The organism is Natronomonas gomsonensis, from assembly GCF_024300825.1.
GTDB classification, from domain to species: Archaea; Halobacteriota; Halobacteria; order Halobacteriales; family Haloarculaceae; genus Natronomonas; species Natronomonas gomsonensis.
In genome coordinates, this window is record NZ_CP101323.1 from 3,234,946 (window position 1) to 3,254,241 (window position 19,296).

Consider the following 19,296-nt stretch of genomic DNA (forward strand, 5'->3'; position numbering starts at 1 on the left):
ACCTGTCTGACGGAGTTTTATGCGAACTGGTACCATACGTTCGTCGCATGCAGCGGTACACCCTCGTCTGTGATGAGACGACGGCGCAACAAATCGAGGGGCTGGCCGTTGAGTACGGCCTGACCGAACAGGAGGTCCTCGAACAGCTCGTCGGTGTCGGGCTCGAAGAGCTCGATTAGGGTCGCTTGCGTTCGAGGTCGCTCCCGCAGATTTCACAGCGCTCGCGGTGGTCGTCGAACGTCCGTCCGCAGCCCTGACACTGGAACTGCCACTCCCTTGTCTCGTCGATGCCGTCGCGCGCGATGACCTCGACGGCTACGTCGAGTTTCTCGGCGACGTTCTGCATCGCGTAGTCGTCGGTGACGAGCGTCCCGTCGAGTTCGAAGGCGGCCGCAAGCAGTCGGATGTCGGTCCGGGAGAGTTCCTCCGCGTCGCCCGTCTCGCGGGCGGCGCGTTCGACCCGCTCTATCGTGCTTGGGTCGGGAATGTGTATCTGCATCCCGGAGCCTTCGAGGGCGTCGAAGCGATAGCCGGCCTCGTCTTCGAGTTCCTCGCGGACGAGCGGGATGGTGACGATGTCGCTGCTGGTGGTGAAGTCGTGGATGAAGGCCGACGAATCGAGAATCTGCATCGAAAATTAGCGAGCAACGACGATGGTGTCTTTCACGGCCTGTACTCGACTGACCGGCACGCGGAGGTTCCCGTGTTCGTCGTGGTCGAACTCGGTTTTGACCGTCTGCTCGCCGGGGTCGACGACGAGGTTCTGTAGCGATCCGGTCTTGAGGTCCATCGTGATGTTGTACAGCGTTCCGAGGCTCGCACCGTCGGAGCCCATCACCTCTTTTTCCGAGAGGTTCTCGGCGAGTACGTCGGACATACTCCCCGCTTGAGCGTCATCCTGTATCAACGTTCGGGTCAGACGCCGGCTCCGGTCGTCGAGTGCGGTCGAATTTGGGTCAACGTTGAAGGGTGTGACCGCTCGAATCTGTGTATGCAACGACGACAGTACCTCCGAACGGCCGCACTCGCCGGGGCCGCACTCGGAATCGCAGGCTGTACCGAGGGCGGCAACGGCAACGGCGATACCGACGGGACGCCCGAGACAACACCGACGGAGACGCCAACGGAGACGGCCCCGCCGACGGCGGAACCGACGGACGAACCGACGGAGACGCCGACGCCGACGCCGACCCCCGAGCCACCGTCGGACCCCGACCAGCGGGTCGCGGTCGGCGACGGCCTCAACTTCGACCCCGAGGCGTTCGACATCTCCGTCGGGGACACCGTCCTCTGGGAGTGGGTCGGAGCGGGGCACAACATCAAGTACGATGACGGCGGCGTCCCCGAGGGGACCGACTGGACCGGCACCGAGGGCAGTCGCACGACGACCTACGGCGAGGGTCACGTCCACTTCCACACCTTCGAGACGGCTGGCGAGTACGACTACTACTGCGTGCCTCACCAGAGCAGCGGGATGACGGCGTCGTTCACCGTCACGGAGTAGCGACGCCACACAGGCGACCGGAGACTGAAACCGTTAAATGCCGCGGGCGGCCACTACACCAACAACGGAGTTCTTTCTATGTCTGACGCTCACACCACCGACGCCGGGGACGAAGCGGAGTTACGGACGCCTATCGTCGCCGTCTTGGGCCACGTCGACCACGGGAAGACGAGCCTGCTGGACAAAGTCCGCGGGTCGGCGGTCACGGCCGGCGAGGCCGGCGCCATCACACAACACATCGGCGCGACGGCGGTCCCACTGTCGACGATTTCGGACATCGCGGGCCGCCTCGTCGACCCCGACGACTTCGACCTTCCGGGACTGCTGTTCATCGACACGCCCGGCCACCACTCGTTTTCGACGCTTCGGTCACGCGGCGGCGCACTCGCCGACATCGCCATCCTCGTCGTCGACGTCAACGACGGCTTCCAACCGCAGACGCTGGAGGCCATCGACATCCTCAAGCGAACCCAGACGCCGTTCATCGTCGCGGCGAACAAAGTCGACACGGTGCCGGGGTGGAACCCCAACCCCGACGAACCGATACAGCAGACGCTGGAAAAACAGAGCGACCGCGCCGAAGAACGGCTCAATCAACAACTGTACGAGATTATCGGCGAACTCTCCGACAACGGCTTCTCGGCCGACATGTACTGGCGGGTCCAGGACTTCCGGGGTAACATCGGCGTCGTCCCCGTCTCCGCGGAAACCGGCGAGGGCGTCCCAGACCTCCTGACCGTCCTGATGGGACTGTCCCAGCGGTACCTCAAAGAGGAGATGTCCATCGACGTGGGTGGCCCCGGCGTCGGGACCGTTCTGGAGGTCAAAGAGGAACGCGGCTTCGGGACGACGCTGGACATCGTGCTGTACGACGGGACGGTTCGGGCCGACGACACTATCGTCGTCGGCGGGAAGAACGACCCCATCGTCACCGAGGTGCGGGCGCTGTTGCAACCGCGACCGCTCGCCGAAATTCGGACGGAAAAGCAGTTCGAGCAGGTCGAGGAGGTCGGCGCCGCGGCCGGCGTGAAAATCGCCGCGCCGGACCTCGACGACGCGATGGCCGGCGCGCCCGTCCGTGTCGTCCGCGACCGCCCACTAGAGGATGTCATCGCGGAAGTGCAGGCCGAACTCGCCGAAATCGACGTGGTCACCGAAGAGGATGGCGTCGTAGTCAAAGCCGACACCCTCGGGTCGCTGGAGGCTATCGCCTCCGCCTTAGCGGACGCCGAGGTCCCCATCGTCCGCGCGGAGGTCGGCGACGTGGCGCCCCGCGACGTGGCCGTCGCCTCCACCGCCGAGGAGGGCAAACATCAGGCCATCCTCGGGTTCAACGTCGACGTACTCGAAGACGCTGAACGCGAGGCAACCGAAAGCGACGTGAAACTGTTCGTCGACGACGTGATTTACCAACTCGTCGAGGAGTACGAGAACCACGTCGAGAGCATCGAGCGCGCCCAACAGGAGCAGGTGCTCGACAAGATTCAACGGCCCTGTCGGTTCCGCATCCTCGAAGACCACGTCTTCCGGCAGTCCAGTCCCGCTGTCGTCGGTGTCGAAGTCCTCTCGGGAACGCTGAAGCGCAACTCCCGCGTCGTCAAGTGGGAGGGCAACGACACCACCCGCGTCGGCGAACTCAAATCGCTGCAGGACGCCGGCGATGACATCGACGAGGCCCGCGCCGGCGAGCAGGTTGCCGCCTCCATCGACGGCCCGACGGTCGGCCGACAAATCGAGGAGGGCGACGAACTCTGGACGGAAATCCCCGAGAAACACGCCAAGATTCTCGAACAGGAACTCTCCGAGGACATCCCCACCGACGAACTCGAAGCGCTCGGGATGTACCTCGACAAACACCGCAAGCGGGATCCCTTCTGGGGCAAGTGATTCGGAGTAATTAGATTTAATTACCACCGGCCGCACGTCCCGGGTATGACGGAGACGCCCACTCCGAGTCACTACGACGGCCTGTTGGCGGCGATGCCGGCGTCGGTCGCCGGCGGCGCCGCAGTCGGGTGGGCGCTCGCGGTTCCCGTTCTCGTCGGAATGGCTGCAGGCAGCCTGCTCGCGGGGCTGTTGCTTACGGTGTCGATACTGTTGGTGCCGCCGCAGTAAAACGAAACCGCGTTACTTCGCTATCTGGGGTACGTCCTCGCTGGCGTGTTTGGCTTCGAGCGCAGCGCCAGCGGCGAGTTCGCGTGCGAGTTCGGCCTCGTCGGCGTCCTCGTCGAAGGTGAATCCTGCGGAGACGACCGACCCGGCGGGCGGTTGGACCGCGACGGTCGCCTGCAGGCCGTCGGCACCGTCGACGATTTCGGCGCCGACGACGAAGGTGTCCGGGAGCAGCGAGCGGGTAGAAGACGTGACGGCCTCGATGTTGCGACGCAGCGCTTTGCGCGCTTCGGTGGTGGGCTCCTCCGTGACCCGACCGGCGTGGGGCGTGTTTCCGTGCATGAGAACTTGTGCTGCCTACAGGAGGTGTCGGTAAAAACCCGTCGGCACCTGTACGGTGCAGTACATAACTCTCGGGAGGGCGACAGAGGTGTCCGTCGGTTAGCTTCCGGCGCTCTGTTTGTCCAGTCCCGCCGACTGGATGTCCTCGTCGTCGACCGACGAGCGGAGTGCATCCATCCCGTCCTCGCGGTCGATGCCGAAGTTGTCCGCATAGAGGTCGGCGACGCGGTCGAGTTCCTCGTCGGAAAGCGCTGGCACCTCGCTGGCGGCGGCCCACTCGTCGATGTCCTCGCGGGTGCGGAACGTCGGCGTGACCGAGGCGACGTGGTCCTGTGAGAGGAGCCACTGGAGGCTCGCTTGAGCCATCGTGCGTTCGCCGTCGCGCTCTAAGAAGCGCAGCGTCTCGATTTTCTCCCAGCCGGTCTCGTACCACTCGTCGGGGCGGAAGCCGCGGTGGTCGCCCTCGTCGAGTTCCGTTTCGGGGGTGACCTGCTCGTTGAGCAGCCCCGAGGAGTGCGGCACACGGGGGATGAGACTCGTCGAGGAGCCGGTCCGTTCGAGGGTTTCGAGGAAGTGGTTGCCGACTTCCTGTTCGAGGAGGTTCCACACCAGCTGCACGGAGTCGAACTCCTCCTCGATGGCGAGGTCGCCCTCCGCGAGCCAGCCGATAGAGGGGCCGAGCGCCAGTCCGATGGCGTCGGCACGGCCCTCTTCGCGAACCTCGTCGAGGAACTCCAAGACGTCGGCGTCCATCTCCTCGACGTTGGCGTTGTGCAGTTGCAACACGTCGACGCGGTCCATGTCGAGGCGGTCGAGTGACTTCTCGAAGGCCTCTTCGAGGTACTCCCGGTTCAGTTCCTTCGGCAGTTCGCCGTGGCCGGCCTGCGGATTGTTGTAGAAATCGTAGCCGATTTTGGTGGCGACGGTCACCTCATCGCGGTAGTCGGCGAGTGCCTCGCCCACCAACTCCTCGGAGCGGCCGTGGCCGTACACGTCGCCGGTGTCGAAGTAGGTGATGCCCTGTTCGACGGCGTACTGGAGCATCTCGACGGCCTGCTGTTCGCTTCGGTCGCCCCACCAGTCGCTGCCGACAACCCAGGCACCGAAGCCGATTTCGCTGACCTCCACATCGGAGTCGCCAAGCGTCCGATAGTTCATACCATCCCGTTGGGAGGTGACACACTTAGCGGTCGTGGTTCGTCTCAGCGAGTGGGACAGCTAACGAACGCGACCGCTCGACGGCGGTTTCGGTCCCTTCGAGGGAGCCATCGCCGCCCCGGGACCGCCGGCACTTCAGGTAACCGCGGTCGTGCGCGCACGTCACAACAGCAATCCCTAACACCTCTCGGTCCCCTCGACACGACAATGACGAAGCGACACGTCTCGCTGCCGGCCGACGCCGAGGAGGGGCTTCGAACCTTCATCGACGAGGTCGACCGCCGGCTATCGAGCGACGAGAGCACCTGTGAGGTCGTCGAAGACGTTCTCATCGACCTCCACGGGGACCGCGATGCCTACGAGCGGTGGCAGACCGGCGGCGACGTTTCCCCGGCCGAACGGGTCCGCCTGCAGGGGTACGACCCGTGTAACTCGACGCTGGAGAGCGAGTACTACGCCGAGAAGGACGAGGACGCCTTCGAGCAATCGAAACACCTCCAATGGCTCTGGCGACAGTTCGACGCCACACCGATGGCCGACAACGTCGAGTTCGCCCTTCGGTTCCGGCGAATGCTCGCCGACCACCTCTTCGAGTCCTGCGGGGAGAACTGTCGGTTCTTCAAGGGCATCTCGTTCACCTACGGCCACAACATCTCCGTCGGCGACAACGTCGTCGTACACGACGATGTCCACCTCGACGACCGGGGGAAACTCACCATCGGCGACCGCGTCTCGATTTCCGACGGCGTCCACATCTACTCCCACGACCACGACATCGTCGACCAGACCGAAGTCGAGAACTTCCACACGATAATCGGCGACGACGCCCGCGTCACCTACGACGCGATGGTTCGAGCGGGCGTCAGAGTCGGCGAGAACGCCGTCGTCGGTGCCCGGGGCGTCGCCCAGTCGGATATCCCGGACCACCACGTCGCGGTCGGTATGCCCGCGAAAAGCGTCCGCGTGAAACCCGGGTTCGAGGACGTGGCCGAACCGCTCGACGCCGATCACGCCGACGACCGCGAATCGCGACGCATTCCCTACGACCTCCCCAACGACATCAGGCGGTTCGACGAGTTCCAGCGGGACCTCGACCGGTCCTGACGCTCGGTTCTCAGCTCCGACGGTACGTTCGGATACCTTCCCACGTGAGACCGACGGCACTGCCGAACATCGTCAACAGCGCGAGCAGTCCCGGCAGGCCGACCCACGAGGGGAACACGAAGCCAATCCACGACTCCGCGAAGGCGATGGTGCCGGTGATACCGCCACCGTAGTCGGTGCCTTCGAGGTCGTCGCCCGGCGGGGCGTTTTCGGGTTCTTCACCCAACTCGCCGTCGGGCCCCAGCGGGTCGACGTCGTAGACGATGCCACGCTCCTCGCTGAAGTCGTGGCCCCAGACGACCGACCCGGTCTCGTTGACTTCGAGTATCCGGAAGTTCCGGGAGTCGGCTATCATCGTGTTGCCGTTCGGCAGGCGCTCGGCGTCCCGGGGCCACTGGAGGTGTTCGTCGGCCCCCGGTCCCGTCCCTTCGTAGCGCCAGACCTCCTCCATCGTCTCGGCGTCGTACTCGACGATGCGGTTGTTCTCGCTGTCGGAGACGATGACGTGGTCGTGAGCCTCGAGGTAGTTCGGGTCGTGTTGTTCGTGCATGATGTCCTCGTTGCCCGGTTCCCCGATGACGCGGACGATGTCGTCGGTTTCGGGGTCGACCTCGATGAGCACGTCGAAGTTCCGGATGGACATCAGGAAGTTGCCGTTGTCCAGTTGGTCGACGTCGTTCATGTGGGTCCAGTCCTGACTGCCGCCGGTGTAGCGGTGGTCCTCGCGTGAGGTCCCCTCGACGTGGTTCTCCCAGAACTCCGTCCCTTCGTCGAGGTGTTCGATCGCGGACCACTCCCACGTGATGTTGCCGCTCTCGTTGACCGTGAACGTCCGGTGTTGGCCCATGTCGATGATGACCGTCTCGCCGCTGTCCAGTCGGTCGGCGTCGTGGACCTCGTGGTAGGTGACGAAGTGGTCGTACCACGTGTAGGCCCAGACGCGCTCGTTGGTGTCGGGGTCGACTTCCTCGACGACGTTCCGGACGCAGTGGTCGCGTTGGCCCTCGGGACCGGCGTTTCGGAACTCCTCGGGACACTCGCTGTTGGGAATGTGCTGTCCGTAGGAGACCATCACGTTGCCGTTGTCGAGCATCTCGCCGTCGAACACCGCGGCTTCGTCGGGTTGATACTCCCAGACACGCTCGCCGCTCTCGTTGAGAACGAACACGTCACCGTTGTAGTTGCCGAACCAGCCGTAGGTTTGTACCGTCACCAGCGTGTTCCCCGGATACCGTTCCTCCGTGTCACCGTCGGTTTCGACGGGGTCGTCGGCGGTGACGGCGAGCACGCCGAGCACGCCGAGACACGCCAGGAGAACCGCAACCAGGACGACGACGCGTCGCTTTCTCATAACCACGGTGTTCGGGTCGCCGTGCAAATCTTTGACGGTCTTTCGTCGCCGGCGATATCCGCTCGGCTTTTCTTCGCCGACCCGCACGAAGAGGTATGCGGAGCGTCGCCATCAACGTCGGAGCCAACACCAACGAACCGGGGTTTCGCGGCCCGATTTACGACGACGGCCGTTTCGAGTACGTCCCCATCCCCGAGTCTGAACCCATTGACCCAGAGGCCACCGTGCCGACCTACGGCGACCTCGATTTGCACGTCGACGTGCGTTCGGTCGCCGACGTGTCGGTCCATCTCGACCCAACCTTCGCCGGCGTCCACGGCTCGGAGTTGTACACCTACGGCGACCCCCACGGCGTGAAGGCACGCCCGCTGCTCGAACTGGAGGCGGGCGATTTCGTCTTCTTTTATGCGACGCTCTCGACGGCCGGTTCGGACCCCGCCGACTGGATTGCTCCCGAGTGGGGAACCTACGTCATCGGCCACTTCCGTCTCGGCCGGGACCCGCTGTCGGCAGCCGACTACCACGACCTCCCGCCGTACGGCAAGGAGGTGTTCTCCGAGAACGCTCACTGCAAGCGCGAGAGCTTCGACGCCGAAGTGTTGCTGTACGGCGACGGAATGGGCTCGGAGTTGTACGACATCGCGGTGCCGCTGTCCTCGCGTGCGGCCGGCGTCGATGCCAACCGACTCGTCACCGACTGTTCGAGCGACTCCGGAAAGGGGCCGTGGTGGCGTCGCCCGATGAAATTCGACGCCGAAGGGACCGAAGAACTGCTCGAGATACACGATGCTCGTGCCCACGAGCGGGCGTTCCGCTGACGGCCACGAAGCTTATCCCCGACCGCCGGATATCGCCGCGATTGCCCATGAGTGATACAACCGGACCGCTTCGGTTCGTCCCGTCGTTCGAACAGCGGACCGTCCGACGTATCGTCGGCGGCTGTCTCGCGGTTGCCGGCTCGGTACTGTTGGTCGGGCTCTTGGCTGTCACGCCCGCAGTCGACCGCTTGGTCGCGGGGCTGTCGGTGTCGCTGTGGGACGCCGTCGTGGCCGTCCTGACGCTTCTCGTCGTCGTCGCGCTGGTGTGGCTCGCGCTGTCGGTCGAACGCGCCGTCGGACAGGCACTCGACGGCCCCGACGCCGCAGTCGAGAACGCGGCGGTGGCCGCAAAGCTCCTCGTCGGCTTCGTCGCGGTCACCGTCGGATACCACGGTTTTGAGGCCGTCGTGACGCCGTCGTTGGAGGCGTTCGGTATCGGTGGCTTCTATCACCTTGGCTTCTTGACGGCCGGACTGCTCGTCCTCGGCGCCTTCGCCCGGCGGTTGTATCGCTGTTGGACGCCCGTGACGGAGTTGCTCACCGACTACGTGATGGACGTGGGCAACAGGACCGACCGCGTCGAACGCCACCGGGTTGAAGAGTAACGGCCTGCGGGCCGCCGCTGACGATCCGTCTCCATGTTGTCGGTGATACTTTATCGTCTCCGGACGCAGCGGGACCTACATGGACAGTTGGCGGCGTCGGACGTTCTACTATCTTCTCGGCTTGGCGGCGGTGATACTGGCCTACGCCGCCGCCTACGACTACGCGATGTCGGTCTTCGAGAACAGCCCGCGGTCGTATCTCGAATCCCTCCAAATCGTTGTCGAGACGTTCACGACGACCGGCTTCGGCTCCGATGCGGCGGGGTGGTCATCCTGGGAGATGCTCGTGTTGGTCATCGTCATGGACCTGACAGGGGTCGTCCTCATCTTCCTGGCGCTGCCGGCGTTGGTGTTCCCGCTGTTCGAGGAGGCCATCTCGACGACCGCTCCGACGAGCGTCGAGGACCTCGAAGACCACGTCGTCATCTGTAACCTCACCTCCCGGGGCGAGACGCTCATCGACGAACTCGAGTCCAACGGCGTCGACTACGTCATCATCGAGAACGAACGCGAAGTAGCGGAGGAACTCCACGAGTCGGGGTATTCGGTCATCCACGCCGACCCGAAAACCGTCGACGGGCTCCGTGCGGCGGGGCTCCCGTCGGCCCGTGCGCTCGTCGCCGACGACACCGACCAAATCAACACGAGCATCATCCTGACCGCGAAGGAACTCGCCGACGACGTCGACGTCATCAGTTTTGCCGAGGACCCCTCCCGCGAGCGGTACCACCACCTCGCTGGCGCCGACGAGGTGTTCTCGCCGCGGGCGCTGTTGGGGCGGAGTCTCGCATCGAAAATCACGACCAGCATCTCAACGTCGCTCTCGGAGGCCATCGCGGCGGGCGACCAGTTCGAAATCGTCGAACTGCCCGTCCACCACGGCAGCGAACTCATTGGGAAGACCATCGACGAAATCGGCATCCGACAGCGGACCGGCGCGAACGTCATCGGCGCGTGGTTCCGCGGGCAGTTCGAGACGCCGCCGTCGCCGGACGCCGTCATCGACTCCGGTACGGTCCTTCTGGTCACTGGCCAAGAGAAGCAACTCGAACGGCTCAAGAACCTCACGCTGTCGGCCATCCGGCACTTCCGGAGCAGTCAGACCATCCTCATCGGTCGCGGCGAGGTCGGCGACTCCGTCGCCAGCCGGCTCGACGAGGAGGGCATCCCGTACACGACAATCGACCTCTTCGAAAAACCGGGCGTCGACATCGTCGGTGACGCGACCGACCCCGATGACCTCGAGGCAGGCGGGATTCAGGAGGCAAACACCGCCGTCCTCGCGCTGTCGGACGACACGACCACCGAATTCGCTACGCTCGTCGCTCGCGACCTCGCGCCCGATATCGAAATCCTCGCCCGCGCCGAGGAAAACGAGAACGTCACCAAAATTTATCGTGCCGGGGCGGACTACGTTCTCTCGCTTGCGACCGTCAGCGGTCGAATGTTGGCCTCGACGATTCTCGACGAGGAGGTCATCTCCTTCGACAAGCAAGTCGACATCGTCCAGACCGAGGCGCCGGGACTCGTCGGCACGACCATCGGCGAAGCGGAAGTCCGCTCGGAGACGAACTGTACGGTCATCGCCGTCGAACGGAACGGCGAGGTTCAGACCGAAATCGGCCCCGGGTTCCGAATCGAGGACGGCGACGAACTGATAATCGCCGGCACCGACGAGGGGACAAGCGCGTTCACCGACCGGTTCGGCTAGCGAGTCAGGCGGACACCGGCGACCGAAGTTCGGAGACGTAGGCCGTGAGGTCGGTCGTCGTGAGCATCCCGATGACGCCCTCCGTCTCGTCGACGACCGGCAGGTGGTGGATTCCCTCCTCGAGCATCGTGTCGGCGGCCTCCCGAATCGGGTCCTGTGCCGACGCCGTGGTGAGCCCCGTCGACATGTACTCCGAGACGGGCGTCCGGTCTTTCGGCTTCCGTTCGGCGACGATGTCGACGAAGTCGGTCGAAGTGAGAATCCCCTCCAGATGGCCCGACTCGTCGACGACGAGGACCGACCCGATGTCGTGTTCACGCATCACGGCCGCGGCGTCTTCAACCAGTGCATCCGGGGAGACCGTGTGTAAATCCGTGGACATCAACCGTGCGACAAAGATGTCGTCCATACCTTCCCTTCCCCGTGCCGTGTGTTAAGCATTGTCGTCGCGGAACGACAGGAGGCGCCGTCGATGTCCGGGCGTGAGAAAACGCGAAGCGTTTTCGAACTACGGATGGCGCACGACCGCAAGAAGTCGGTTTACGGGTCAATCCGCTCCCCGTTCGCGTTCCCGAGGCCTCACTCCGTTCGGCCTCGCTATGCGCCGTCCGGGAATTGAACCGGAGCCAGACGGTCGCCTTCGCTTCGCTCGGACGCTGCGACTGGCAGGGTTACAATTCCGGTGGCGATGATGTCTCTCACTGGCGTTCGAGACAATCATGCGCCGTCCGGGAATTGAACCCGGGCTATTAGCTTGGGAAGCTAATGTCCTACCACTGGACCAACGGCGCATTCGTCGCTTCTCTCCTCACGCCCCGCGGCTCGCGAACCGTTCCGGTTCGCTCACCGACGGCGTTCAAAGCAACGTACCTGACGCCCGCACTTGAACGTAGCGCCTCGGTGTCGCCATCGGAACCGGACGGCCGTCCAAGAAACCCCCACTGACGGGAGGTTATTAGTCACGAGCGAGCGAACGGACCGTCGATGACGAGTGCTTCACCACTGGTCGAGGGGACGAACGTGGACTTGCTGTTCTCCGAGGCGGAACTCGACGCTCGCCGCGAACACATCGTCGAGTTCATCGAGTCCGTCGTCGAGGACGCGGGTGCGGAGGGGGCCGTCCTCGGACTCTCGGGCGGCATCGACTCGACGCTGACCGCCCATCTCGCCGTCGAGGCGCTGGGCACCGAGGGACTGCACGGACTGCTCATGCCGAGCGAGTCCAACCCCGAGGCCGACAAGACCGACGCCGAGCGGGTCGCCGAGAACCTCGGTATCGAGTACGACGTAATCGACATCAACCCCATCGTCGACTCCTTCGTCGAGGCAGCACCCGACTACGCCGCTGACGACCGGATGGCGCTTGGGAACGTCCGGGTGCGAACACGCGGCGTGTTGAACTACTTTATCGCCAACGCCGAAAGCCGGGTCGTCCTCGGAACCGGCAATCGCTCGGAGGCGGCGACGGGCTACTTCACGAAGTACGGCGACCAGGCCGTCGACTGCAACCCCATCGGCAACCTGTATAAGTGTCAGGTCCGGCAACTCGCCCGCGAAGTCGGCGTCCCGGATGACCTCGTCACCCGGACGCCGACTGCAGGGATGTGGGAGGGCCAAACCGACGAAGAGGAGATGGGGCTTGGGTACGACGAACTCGACGCGGTTCTCGCGCTCCACGTCGACGGGCCGTTCTCGAAGGACGCCACCGTGCGGACACTCGGACTGCCCGAGGAGGCCGTCGAGCGTGTCGTCGACCTCTACGAAAAGAGCGAACACAAGCGGTCGATGCCGCCCGCGCCGGACCCGTTGTGAGAATCAGGCTTCGCTGACGACGATTCGGATGTGGTCGCCTTCTTGGAGGACGTAATCGGGCGATACGTCCTCGCCGCTGACTTCAACGACGACCTCGTAGCCCTCGCCGTCGACGTACTCCGTGCCGTCGTAGGTCACAGAGTTGTCCGTAATTTCGAACCCGAGGGTGTTCATGCCGTACTCCAGCGTCATGCCGGTCGCGTGTGCGTGCCAGCGGTCGTCGGAGCGCCCCTCGAAGTGGAATCGGGGATACTCCTGTGGCTGTTTCCACCGTGCCTGTGAGAAATCGAACGTCTCGCCGGTGATGGTGACGTTAATCGTCCCGTGGTGGTGGGCGCTTCCGGCCGGCCCGATGTCGCCGGCGGCGCTCCCGCTGCCGGCGACGAAGACGACGTAGCCGACGATGCCGAGGGAGGCGAGCAAAACGACGCCGAGGGCGATGGGACCGGTCGGGAGGCCGTCGTCGCCGTCGATGTCGCCGACCCGGCGCTTGTCGATGGGACCGAGTTCGTCGGCGTGGGCGGACTTCAGGTGTTCGAGATGAGCCTCCTCGGTGTCGTGGGAGGCACCGCAGTAGTCGCACTCGGGCATTTCTACCTCCCCTTATCCGTCAAGGCTTTCAACTGTTACGGTAATTGAAACGACTCCGTTCGGCGCCTGCCTCACTCGCCCAACTCGCGGAGGTCCTCGGCATGGGCTTCGACGAGTGCCTCGAAAGCGGCCACTTCGGCGTCCTCCTGTTCGGATTTTGGACCTCGGTCACGAATCCGCTCTTTGACGTGTTCGAGTGCAAGCGAGTCGTTTTCGGCCACCCGTTCGGCGACGGCCTGCGGCGACTCGACGACGCGGGAGACCAGCCCGATGCGAAGCGCCTCCTCGGCATCGATGACCCGCCCGGACAGCGAGAAGTCCAGCGCGTCGCCCATCCCGACGACCTCGGGGAGTCGGACGGTGCCGCCCCACGCACCGAAGAGGCCGAAGGTCACGCCCGGCTCGCCGAAGGTGGCCTTCGGAGTCGCCAGCCGCATGTCGCAGGCGAGCGCCAACTCGACGCCGCCGCCGCGGGCCGCCCCTTCGATGCCGGCGACGACGACCGACGAGGAACTCTCGATGGCGTCGGCGACCGCCTGCCCGCGGCGGACGAACGGCTCGACCGAGTCGGGGTCGCGTTCGGCAACCGTCGCAACCGTCGAGAGGTCGGCACCGGCACAGAAGGCCTCACCTGCCCCGCGGAGGTACACCACCGGCGCGGCACAGTCGGTGACCGCGGCCTCCAGTTCCGCCAGCGCTGCGGGCGTCAAAGCGTTACGGCGCTCCGGCCGGTCGAGCGTGACGACGCGCACGTTGCCGCCGTCTTCGACGCGTATCATACGGTGAGATTGCCACCGTTTCCAAAGGTCTTTGCCCTTCGCTCCCCAACATGTCGGCAATGGAGGAAGCCGCCGCGGTCCGGCGGGCAGCGTCCGAGTCGGTCGCGGATGTCGCCCCTGAGGAACTCCGCCGGACCATCGACGAGTACGTCGCAGATGGGTCCGTCGTCCCCGGCGTGTTGACGCTTCTGAGCGCCCGCGCCGTCACCGACGAACACCCAGAGGACCTCGTCGAACAGGCCGCCGGCGTCCAACTCATCTACGACGGACTGCGACTCACGCGGGACCTCGCACAGGAGGACTCCTGGAACGGTGGCGACCGCGACGCCGCCAACATGGCGATTCTCGCCGCCGACGTGTTGGTCGCCCGCGGGTTTTACCTGCTCGCCCGCACCGACGCCGCCGAGGACGCCGTCGGCGTCGTCCGCGCCTTCGGCCGCGACCAGACCGTCCGCGAATCAGCGCCCCCCGACCACGCAGCCGCCCTCGATGGCAACCTCGAAACTGACGTACTCGAACTCGCCATCCGCACCGGCGTCTCGGCCTCCGGCGGCCGAACCGACGACGCCGCCGGCCTCGCCGACGATTTCGCCCCCGAGAACTCGCCGTTCGACTCCGCGGAGGCGTTTTTCGACGACGGACGACGCGACCGCCTGGCAGGCCTGTCAATCGATAGCGGGCGGCCGCTGAATCGAAACGATTAACGGGGCAACCCGGCTACGGAGAAGTGCCTGCCTGGGTAGCTTAGCGGTAAAGCGCGTCCTTGGTAAGGACGAGAGCCCGGGTTCAAATCCCGGCCTAGGCTCTTTCTGCGTTTAATCTGGTAGAAATTCGTTCGCGGCCTGCCGCTTGTGTGGCGTTGCTAATTGCGGGCTGTATCTCGGCGAACTCGTTGCTCGTCTGTACGTCGTGGAACTGCCGGGAGGGTAGGCAGTCGTTAAACGCGATTGACCGTTTTCCGAACGTGAAACTAATAGCAAACGTTTAGGTGTGGTAACGTATATCACGTGTGTATGTGGGGTGACGACAGCGAGGGGGACTCAGAGAGTCGTACAGATGAGGATGGCTTTGAAGCGGCCTCCGATGGGGGCGTAACTGACGGTGAATCGACGGGAGAGCTATCCGTCACGCAAGCACCCAAACGGAAGCGTAGCGGACTCAGAGAGGCCTCTCGTATATTCAGGGACTACATCGACCTCCTCGTCGGTGGCGACGATTCCCTCTCCGAGGTTCCCGGAACGGGGGTCGACCGGCTTCCGATGGACGACCCGATTCGGGACCACCCGACGCGAATCGATGTCATCGCCGACGTGGTGGATTTCTCCGATGTCACGAACGACCTCCCAATCGAGACGCCCGACCCCGACGACCTCCGGGAGGAGTGGTTCGATTTCAGTTATCTCCGTTCCCACGAGGAAGTGGAACGCTACTGGGTCAACGAACCGTACGCGTACGTGTCGGTTCTCCGGAGCGACGCCGACGGCGAACTCCACTACCGGGTGACGGAACCGGCGCTGGGCGCCTTCGAGGAGTACATCTTAGAGGAGTTGACGCGCATCCTCCGGAACAACCTGATGTACGAGGACCTCGGCAGCGAGGCCGAGCGCGCCTCGATGTTCGACCGGCGGGTCATCGAACTCATCGACGACCATACGGCGTCGCTGTCGCCGCTGTCGGTTCACAAACTCGCCTACTACCTCCGTCGGGACTTCGTCGGCTACGAGCGCATCGACCCGCTGCTGTCCGACGACGCGGTCGAGGACATCTCCTGTGACGGGCGGAACCTCCCCGTGTTCGTCTATCACCGGGACTACCGGGATTTGGATACGAACATCACGTTCGGCGAGTCCGAACTGCGGTCGTTCGTCACCAGACTGGCCCAGCGAGCCGGCAAACACCTCTCGGTGTCGAACCCCCTCGTCGACGCATCGCTCCCCGATGGCTCCCGAGTGCAGTTGACCTTCGGCGGCGAAATCGCCACGCGGGGACCGAACTTCACGATTCGGCAGTTCTCGTCGGTACCGGATACGCCGGTCGACCTCATCAACTGGGGGACGTTCTCCATCGAGCAGATGGCGTATCTGTGGCTCGCCATCGAGAACAACCGTTCGTTGATGTTCGCCGGGGGGACCGGCGCCGGCAAGACCACGTCGCTGAACGCGGTGTCGTTTTTCATCCCCAAGAAGAGCAAAATCGTCTCCATCGAGGACACCCAGGAGGTGTCGCTGCCGCACGAAAACTGGGTGCAGTCGCTGACGCGGGAGTCGGCGACCGCCGACGGTTCCGGTGAGGTGACGATGTATCAACAGCTCCAGACCGCCCTCCGGCAACGGCCCGAGTACCTGTTGGTCGGTGAGATTCGGACCGAATCCCGGGTCGCGCTCACGTTCTTCCAGGCGATGGCGACCGGACACACGGCGTACACGACGGTCCACTCCGAGTCCGTGATGGGCGTCATCAACCGACTTGAGAACGAACCGCTCAGCGTTCCGACCCAGATGATAAAGGAGCTCGATATCATCTCGATTCAAAAGCAGGTGCTGTTGGGCGACGAGCGCGTCCGGCGAAACCAGAACATCACCGAGTTAATCAGCGGCGGCGAGGGCGACGACATCCTCGCAAACAAGGTGTTCGAGTGGAACCCCAGAGACGACAGTTACAACGAGGGCTTCGATTCGACCGTCCTCGAGGAAATCGCGGCCGACCGGGGCTGGTCGACCAAACAACTGCAGTCGGCCATCGACGGTCGAAAGCGGGTGCTGGAGTACTTAGTGGAGAACGACATCACGTGGTGGGAGGACGTCGCTCGCGTCATCCACTCGTTCATCGAGAACGAAGAGCGGGTGTTGGAGGACATCGAAAACGGTGAACTCGAACCGGCGGGGACGCTCGAAGAGGGCGTCTCCGGGGACGGACAATGAGCCACGACGACTCCGCAAGAGACCGTACGGAGGGGTCGGATGGGACGGCCGACGGAACCGCACTCAGCGACGGCGGAACCGAAGAGCAACTGCCAGTGCCGGAGTACGAGCGCAAGCAGTACCTCCCCACGAGCGGCCTTCCGACGGCACGACGCAAGGTGTTGGTCGAGAAGTTCGGCCCCATCCGGACGTATTTCAAAGCCCGTCCGGACGAACACTTCGGCCTCCAGCGTCGTCTCAATCAGGCCCGCCTCGGGCTTTCCTACGACGTGTACCTGACGCGAACCGTCCTGTATTCGGTCGTCGTTGGGTTGCTGTGTGCGCTGTTGGGACTCGGCTTGACGGTCGCGCTGTCGCAGTTGGGCGTTCTCGCGGGCATCGAAGCGCCCATTTCGACCTCCAGCGGGACGGTGCTGTCCGACATCGTGGTGTTCATCGCCGCCAATCGGGTGTTCTTCTTCGGGGCCACGTCCACGCTCCTGTTGATGTTCCTCGGCGCGACCGTGACGTGGATTGCCCAGTACTACTACCCCTACATTCTGGTCGACAGTCGGCGGCGGAACATCGACGTGATGTTGCCGCACGCCATCGTCTACATGTACGCGCTCTCCTACGGTGGGATGGACTTCGTGACGGTGTTGAAGCGGATGGCGGAGGCCGAGGACACCTACGGCGAAGTCGCCCACGAGTTCGACATGGTCGTCCGCGACGTGGAGGTCTTCGGCAACGACCTGTTCACGGCGATACGCAACGCCCGGAACCTCACAGCCAGCGAGAACATGGAGACGTTCCTCGACGACATGCTCAGCGTCCTCGACAGCGGCGGGAACGTCACCGAGTTCCTCCGCGACGAGAGCGACAAGTACATGCAGCGAAGCCAGGAGGAACAGAAGCGGTTCCTCGAGGCGCTGGCAATGCTCAGTGAGGTGTTCATCGTCGCCTTCGTCGCCGCGCCGCTGTTTCTCATCATCACCCTCATCATGATGACGTTCCTCGGCTCTGCGGGGTTCGGCATGCTGTTCGCTATCGTGTACCTCGTGCTCCCGCTCGGAATGGTCGGGTTCATCGTCCTGGTGTCGATGCTCTCTGAACCATACCGCTCGCCGAATCACAGCGTGACCACGGATTCGGACTTCTCTTCGCCGATCGAGTGGTTCGGCGACGACACACAGCACGCCGTCATCCGACGAATCCGACTCCGTCGTCGACTCGATACGTTCCTGTCGGCCCCGCTGAAGCCGCTGCGACGACGGCCGGAGTTGACGCTTCTGTTCTCGGCTCCCCTCGCAGCCGCGTATCTTGGCATCGCTGCCGTCGTGTTCGGCACGCCGTCGGCCGATGGAATCCTCTCGACGCCGTTCCGGACGACGAGCCTGTTTTTGGTTGCTCCGTTTCTCGTCGTGGCGACGCCGATGTCAATCGTCCACGAGCAGAGTCGCCGACAGCGGCGCCACGTCGCGTCGCGGTTGCCCGACGCCCTTGACATCCTCGCGAGTTCGAACCAGATGGGCGTCTCGCTCGTCGAGGGGTTTGGACTGGTCGCCCGGAACGTGACGGGCCGCTTCGCCGAGGAACTCCGCCACGTCCGAAACGACATTCGCTGGAACCACGACATGCGGAGCGCGCTGTTGTCGATGGCCGACCGGATGGCCGTCCCGCAGTTGACCAGGACCTGCAAAATTCTCGCCGAAGGGAGTCGCTCGACCGGGAACCTTCATCAGGTGTTGAAAATCGCTGCCCAGGACACGCGACACCGCCTCCAGATGGAACGGGCCCGCGAGCAGGAACTCCAAACGTACGTCGCGGTCGTCGCCATCGGCTTCCTCGTCTACCTCGGTACCGTCGTCGTCATCGACCAGAGTTTCCTCGCGCCGGTCATCGAACGCATCGGCGAGACCGAAAGCGGTGAACTCGACCAACTCATCAACGTCGGCGCCGGCGACGTGTCGACGTACAACGCGCTGTTCCTTCACTCGGCGCTGGTGCAGGCGGTCGGAACGGGTCTCATCATCGGCGAACTCGCCGACAGCGACGTTCGAAGCGGTCTCAAGTACAGCATCGCGCTCGTCCTCGTCGCGCTGGCGGTGTTCGCGTTCGTGTAATCACCCCTCGCCTTCGGACGCTTCGACCTCCTCGGTCGTCCCGACCTCCTCGAACAACAGGTACACGAACAGCACGAACAGGCCGGCTTGTACGACTTTGTCGGCGATGCCCAGAGACAGCAACGGCGCACCGTCGAGAACCCAGACGATGCTCATCACGCTGATGTATATCGCTCCGACGAGATACAGCACGGGATTCCAGAAGTTCGTAAAGAAGACGACGAAGCCAGCGAGGAGTCCAAGCGCCAGCACCGCGAAAATGTGGTTGCCGGTCGTCGTCGCCAGCGTGAGGTGGATGGCGGCGCTGACGAACGACAGGACGACGAGGGCTGCCTTCGGGAGCGTCCACTCGACGTCTCGCAACTCGAAGCTATCGGCGGCCATTG

Annotated in this window: 21 protein-coding genes and 2 tRNA genes; 13 read left to right on the plus strand and 10 right to left on the minus strand. The window is 64.1% G+C overall.

The window, feature by feature from the left end; translation table 11 throughout:
- Window positions 1-47 precede the first annotated feature (47 nt).
- The gene (locus NMP98_RS17125; RefSeq protein ID WP_254859068.1) at window positions 48-179 is read left to right on the plus strand and encodes a CopG family transcriptional regulator; all 132 of its coding nucleotides are present in this window, start codon (window positions 48-50) and stop codon (window positions 177-179) included.
- Here the strand turns inward: NMP98_RS17125 and NMP98_RS17130 are convergent.
- A complete protein-coding gene (locus NMP98_RS17130; RefSeq protein WP_254859069.1) occupies window positions 176-631 on the minus strand; it encodes an NOB1 family endonuclease in 456 nt (151 codons plus the stop codon). The genes NMP98_RS17125 and NMP98_RS17130 overlap by 4 nt on opposite strands.
- A gap of 6 nt (window positions 632-637) precedes the next feature.
- Window positions 638-877 carry a PRC-barrel domain-containing protein gene (locus tag NMP98_RS17135; protein WP_156710424.1) on the minus strand — a complete coding sequence of 80 codons (240 nt, stop codon included), beginning with the start codon at window positions 875-877 and terminating at the stop codon, window positions 638-640.
- Between the two features lie 114 nt (window positions 878-991).
- On the opposite strand from NMP98_RS17135, the gene NMP98_RS17140 reads away from it, so the two are divergent.
- From NMP98_RS17140 to NMP98_RS17150, 3 genes are all read left to right on the plus strand, one after another.
- Window positions 992-1,504, plus strand: coding sequence for a plastocyanin/azurin family copper-binding protein (locus NMP98_RS17140; RefSeq protein ID WP_254859070.1), 513 nt, complete (start codon window positions 992-994; stop codon window positions 1,502-1,504).
- Window positions 1,505-1,582: 78 nt separating this feature from the next.
- Window positions 1,583-3,391 (plus strand): translation initiation factor IF-2, encoded by a 1,809-nt coding sequence (gene infB, locus NMP98_RS17145; protein WP_254859071.1) that lies wholly within the window; start codon window positions 1,583-1,585, stop codon window positions 3,389-3,391.
- A gap of 45 nt (window positions 3,392-3,436) precedes the next feature.
- Window positions 3,437-3,619, plus strand: coding sequence for a DUF8015 family protein (locus tag NMP98_RS17150; RefSeq protein ID WP_254859072.1), 183 nt, complete (start codon window positions 3,437-3,439; stop codon window positions 3,617-3,619).
- Between the two features lie 12 nt (window positions 3,620-3,631).
- Here the strand turns inward: NMP98_RS17150 and NMP98_RS17155 are convergent, their stop codons facing one another.
- Window positions 3,632-3,958 carry a DUF5811 family protein gene (locus NMP98_RS17155; RefSeq protein WP_254859073.1) on the minus strand — a complete coding sequence of 109 codons (327 nt, stop codon included), beginning with the start codon at window positions 3,956-3,958 and terminating at the stop codon, window positions 3,632-3,634.
- A gap of 99 nt (window positions 3,959-4,057) precedes the next feature.
- Complete coding sequence (locus tag NMP98_RS17160; RefSeq protein ID WP_254859074.1) at window positions 4,058-5,116, minus strand: aldo/keto reductase; 1,059 nt, start codon at window positions 5,114-5,116, stop codon at window positions 4,058-4,060.
- Window positions 5,117-5,323: 207 nt separating this feature from the next.
- On the opposite strand from NMP98_RS17160, the gene NMP98_RS17165 reads away from it, so the two are divergent.
- Window positions 5,324-6,220, plus strand: coding sequence for an acyltransferase (locus NMP98_RS17165; protein WP_254859075.1), 897 nt, complete (start codon window positions 5,324-5,326; stop codon window positions 6,218-6,220).
- Between the two features lie 10 nt (window positions 6,221-6,230).
- On the opposite strand, the gene NMP98_RS17170 is transcribed toward NMP98_RS17165, so the two are convergent.
- A complete protein-coding gene (locus NMP98_RS17170) occupies window positions 6,231-7,571 on the minus strand; it encodes an arylsulfotransferase family protein (RefSeq protein WP_254859076.1) in 1,341 nt (446 codons plus the stop codon).
- Window positions 7,572-7,666: 95 nt separating this feature from the next.
- Between NMP98_RS17170 and NMP98_RS17175 the strand changes: the two genes are divergently transcribed.
- From NMP98_RS17175 to NMP98_RS17185, 3 genes are all read left to right on the plus strand, one after another.
- A complete protein-coding gene (locus NMP98_RS17175; RefSeq protein WP_254859077.1) occupies window positions 7,667-8,389 on the plus strand; it encodes an Nmad3 family putative nucleotide modification protein in 723 nt (240 codons plus the stop codon).
- Window positions 8,390-8,436: 47 nt separating this feature from the next.
- Window positions 8,437-8,994 carry a hypothetical protein gene (locus NMP98_RS17180; RefSeq protein WP_254859078.1) on the plus strand — a complete coding sequence of 186 codons (558 nt, stop codon included), beginning with the start codon at window positions 8,437-8,439 and terminating at the stop codon, window positions 8,992-8,994.
- 79 nt (window positions 8,995-9,073) lie between these two features.
- Window positions 9,074-10,705, plus strand: coding sequence for a potassium channel family protein (locus NMP98_RS17185; protein ID WP_254859079.1), 1,632 nt, complete (start codon window positions 9,074-9,076; stop codon window positions 10,703-10,705).
- Window positions 10,706-10,709: 4 nt separating this feature from the next.
- On the opposite strand, the gene NMP98_RS17190 is transcribed toward NMP98_RS17185, so the two are convergent.
- Together NMP98_RS17190 and NMP98_RS17195 are read right to left on the minus strand one after the other, a co-directional pair.
- Window positions 10,710-11,114, minus strand: a complete 405-nt coding sequence (locus tag NMP98_RS17190; protein WP_254859080.1) for a CBS domain-containing protein — start codon at window positions 11,112-11,114, stop codon at window positions 10,710-10,712.
- A 311-nt stretch (window positions 11,115-11,425) separates the two neighbouring features.
- Window positions 11,426-11,496 (minus strand) — tRNA-Gly (locus tag NMP98_RS17195).
- Between the two features lie 193 nt (window positions 11,497-11,689).
- Between NMP98_RS17195 and NMP98_RS17200 the strand changes: the two genes are divergently transcribed.
- Window positions 11,690-12,517 carry an NAD+ synthase gene (locus NMP98_RS17200; RefSeq protein ID WP_254859081.1) on the plus strand — a complete coding sequence of 276 codons (828 nt, stop codon included), beginning with the start codon at window positions 11,690-11,692 and terminating at the stop codon, window positions 12,515-12,517.
- A 3-nt stretch (window positions 12,518-12,520) separates the two neighbouring features.
- Here the strand turns inward: NMP98_RS17200 and NMP98_RS17205 are convergent, their stop codons facing one another.
- The gene (locus NMP98_RS17205; protein ID WP_254859082.1) at window positions 12,521-13,108 is read right to left on the minus strand and encodes a hypothetical protein; all 588 of its coding nucleotides are present in this window, start codon (window positions 13,106-13,108) and stop codon (window positions 12,521-12,523) included.
- A gap of 71 nt (window positions 13,109-13,179) precedes the next feature.
- Window positions 13,180-13,887 (minus strand): enoyl-CoA hydratase/isomerase family protein, encoded by a 708-nt coding sequence (locus tag NMP98_RS17210; RefSeq protein WP_254859083.1) that lies wholly within the window; start codon window positions 13,885-13,887, stop codon window positions 13,180-13,182.
- Between the two features lie 59 nt (window positions 13,888-13,946).
- On the opposite strand from NMP98_RS17210, the gene NMP98_RS17215 reads away from it, so the two are divergent.
- From NMP98_RS17215 to NMP98_RS17230, 4 genes are all read left to right on the plus strand, one after another.
- Window positions 13,947-14,591: a DUF7114 family protein gene (locus NMP98_RS17215; protein WP_254859084.1), complete on the plus strand. Its 645-nt coding sequence runs from the start codon at window positions 13,947-13,949 to the stop codon at window positions 14,589-14,591.
- 29 nt (window positions 14,592-14,620) lie between these two features.
- A tRNA-Thr gene (locus NMP98_RS17220) sits at window positions 14,621-14,692 on the plus strand.
- Between the two features lie 208 nt (window positions 14,693-14,900).
- Window positions 14,901-16,808, plus strand: a complete 1,908-nt coding sequence (locus NMP98_RS17225) for a type II/IV secretion system ATPase subunit (RefSeq protein WP_254859085.1) — start codon at window positions 14,901-14,903, stop codon at window positions 16,806-16,808.
- Window positions 16,805-18,910 carry a type II secretion system F family protein gene (locus NMP98_RS17230; RefSeq protein ID WP_254859086.1) on the plus strand — a complete coding sequence of 702 codons (2,106 nt, stop codon included), beginning with the start codon at window positions 16,805-16,807 and terminating at the stop codon, window positions 18,908-18,910. Before NMP98_RS17225 ends, NMP98_RS17230 begins: the two co-directional genes overlap by 4 nt.
- Here the strand turns inward: NMP98_RS17230 and NMP98_RS17235 are convergent, their stop codons facing one another.
- Entirely contained in the window at window positions 18,911-19,294 is a 384-nt protein-coding gene (locus NMP98_RS17235) for a DUF7475 family protein (protein ID WP_254859087.1), read from the minus strand.
- Window positions 19,295-19,296: the final 2 nt, after the last annotated feature.

Bases quoted from the DNA above. Each gene is read 5' to 3' on its own strand.
- NMP98_RS17210 (WP_254859083.1), bottom strand. From the start codon at position 13,887: ATGATACGCGTCGAAGACGGCGGCAACGTGCGCGTCGTCACGCTCGAC.
- NMP98_RS17165 (WP_254859075.1), top strand. From the start codon at position 5,324: ATGACGAAGCGACACGTCTCGCTGCCGGCCGACGCCGAGGAGGGGCTT.
- NMP98_RS17205 (WP_254859082.1), bottom strand. From the start codon at position 13,108: ATGCCCGAGTGCGACTACTGCGGTGCCTCCCACGACACCGAGGAGGCT.
- NMP98_RS17130 (WP_254859069.1), bottom strand. From the start codon at position 631: ATGCAGATTCTCGATTCGTCGGCCTTCATCCACGACTTCACCACCAGC.
- NMP98_RS17155 (WP_254859073.1), bottom strand. From the start codon at position 3,958: ATGCACGGAAACACGCCCCACGCCGGTCGGGTCACGGAGGAGCCCACC.
- NMP98_RS17190 (WP_254859080.1), bottom strand. From the start codon at position 11,114: ATGGACGACATCTTTGTCGCACGGTTGATGTCCACGGATTTACACACG.
- NMP98_RS17135 (WP_156710424.1), bottom strand. From the start codon at position 877: ATGTCCGACGTACTCGCCGAGAACCTCTCGGAAAAAGAGGTGATGGGC.
- infB (WP_254859071.1), top strand. From the start codon at position 1,583: ATGTCTGACGCTCACACCACCGACGCCGGGGACGAAGCGGAGTTACGG.
- NMP98_RS17225 (WP_254859085.1), top strand. From the start codon at position 14,901: ATGTGGGGTGACGACAGCGAGGGGGACTCAGAGAGTCGTACAGATGAG.
- NMP98_RS17150 (WP_254859072.1), top strand. From the start codon at position 3,437: ATGACGGAGACGCCCACTCCGAGTCACTACGACGGCCTGTTGGCGGCG.
- NMP98_RS17200 (WP_254859081.1), top strand. From the start codon at position 11,690: ATGACGAGTGCTTCACCACTGGTCGAGGGGACGAACGTGGACTTGCTG.
- NMP98_RS17140 (WP_254859070.1), top strand. From the start codon at position 992: ATGCAACGACGACAGTACCTCCGAACGGCCGCACTCGCCGGGGCCGCA.
- NMP98_RS17160 (WP_254859074.1), bottom strand. From the start codon at position 5,116: ATGAACTATCGGACGCTTGGCGACTCCGATGTGGAGGTCAGCGAAATC.
- NMP98_RS17125 (WP_254859068.1), top strand. From the start codon at position 48: ATGCAGCGGTACACCCTCGTCTGTGATGAGACGACGGCGCAACAAATC.
- NMP98_RS17180 (WP_254859078.1), top strand. From the start codon at position 8,437: ATGAGTGATACAACCGGACCGCTTCGGTTCGTCCCGTCGTTCGAACAG.
- NMP98_RS17170 (WP_254859076.1), bottom strand. From the start codon at position 7,571: ATGAGAAAGCGACGCGTCGTCGTCCTGGTTGCGGTTCTCCTGGCGTGT.
- NMP98_RS17235 (WP_254859087.1), bottom strand. From the start codon at position 19,294: ATGGCCGCCGATAGCTTCGAGTTGCGAGACGTCGAGTGGACGCTCCCG.
- NMP98_RS17215 (WP_254859084.1), top strand. From the start codon at position 13,947: ATGGAGGAAGCCGCCGCGGTCCGGCGGGCAGCGTCCGAGTCGGTCGCG.
- NMP98_RS17230 (WP_254859086.1), top strand. From the start codon at position 16,805: ATGAGCCACGACGACTCCGCAAGAGACCGTACGGAGGGGTCGGATGGG.
- NMP98_RS17175 (WP_254859077.1), top strand. From the start codon at position 7,667: ATGCGGAGCGTCGCCATCAACGTCGGAGCCAACACCAACGAACCGGGG.
- NMP98_RS17185 (WP_254859079.1), top strand. From the start codon at position 9,074: ATGGACAGTTGGCGGCGTCGGACGTTCTACTATCTTCTCGGCTTGGCG.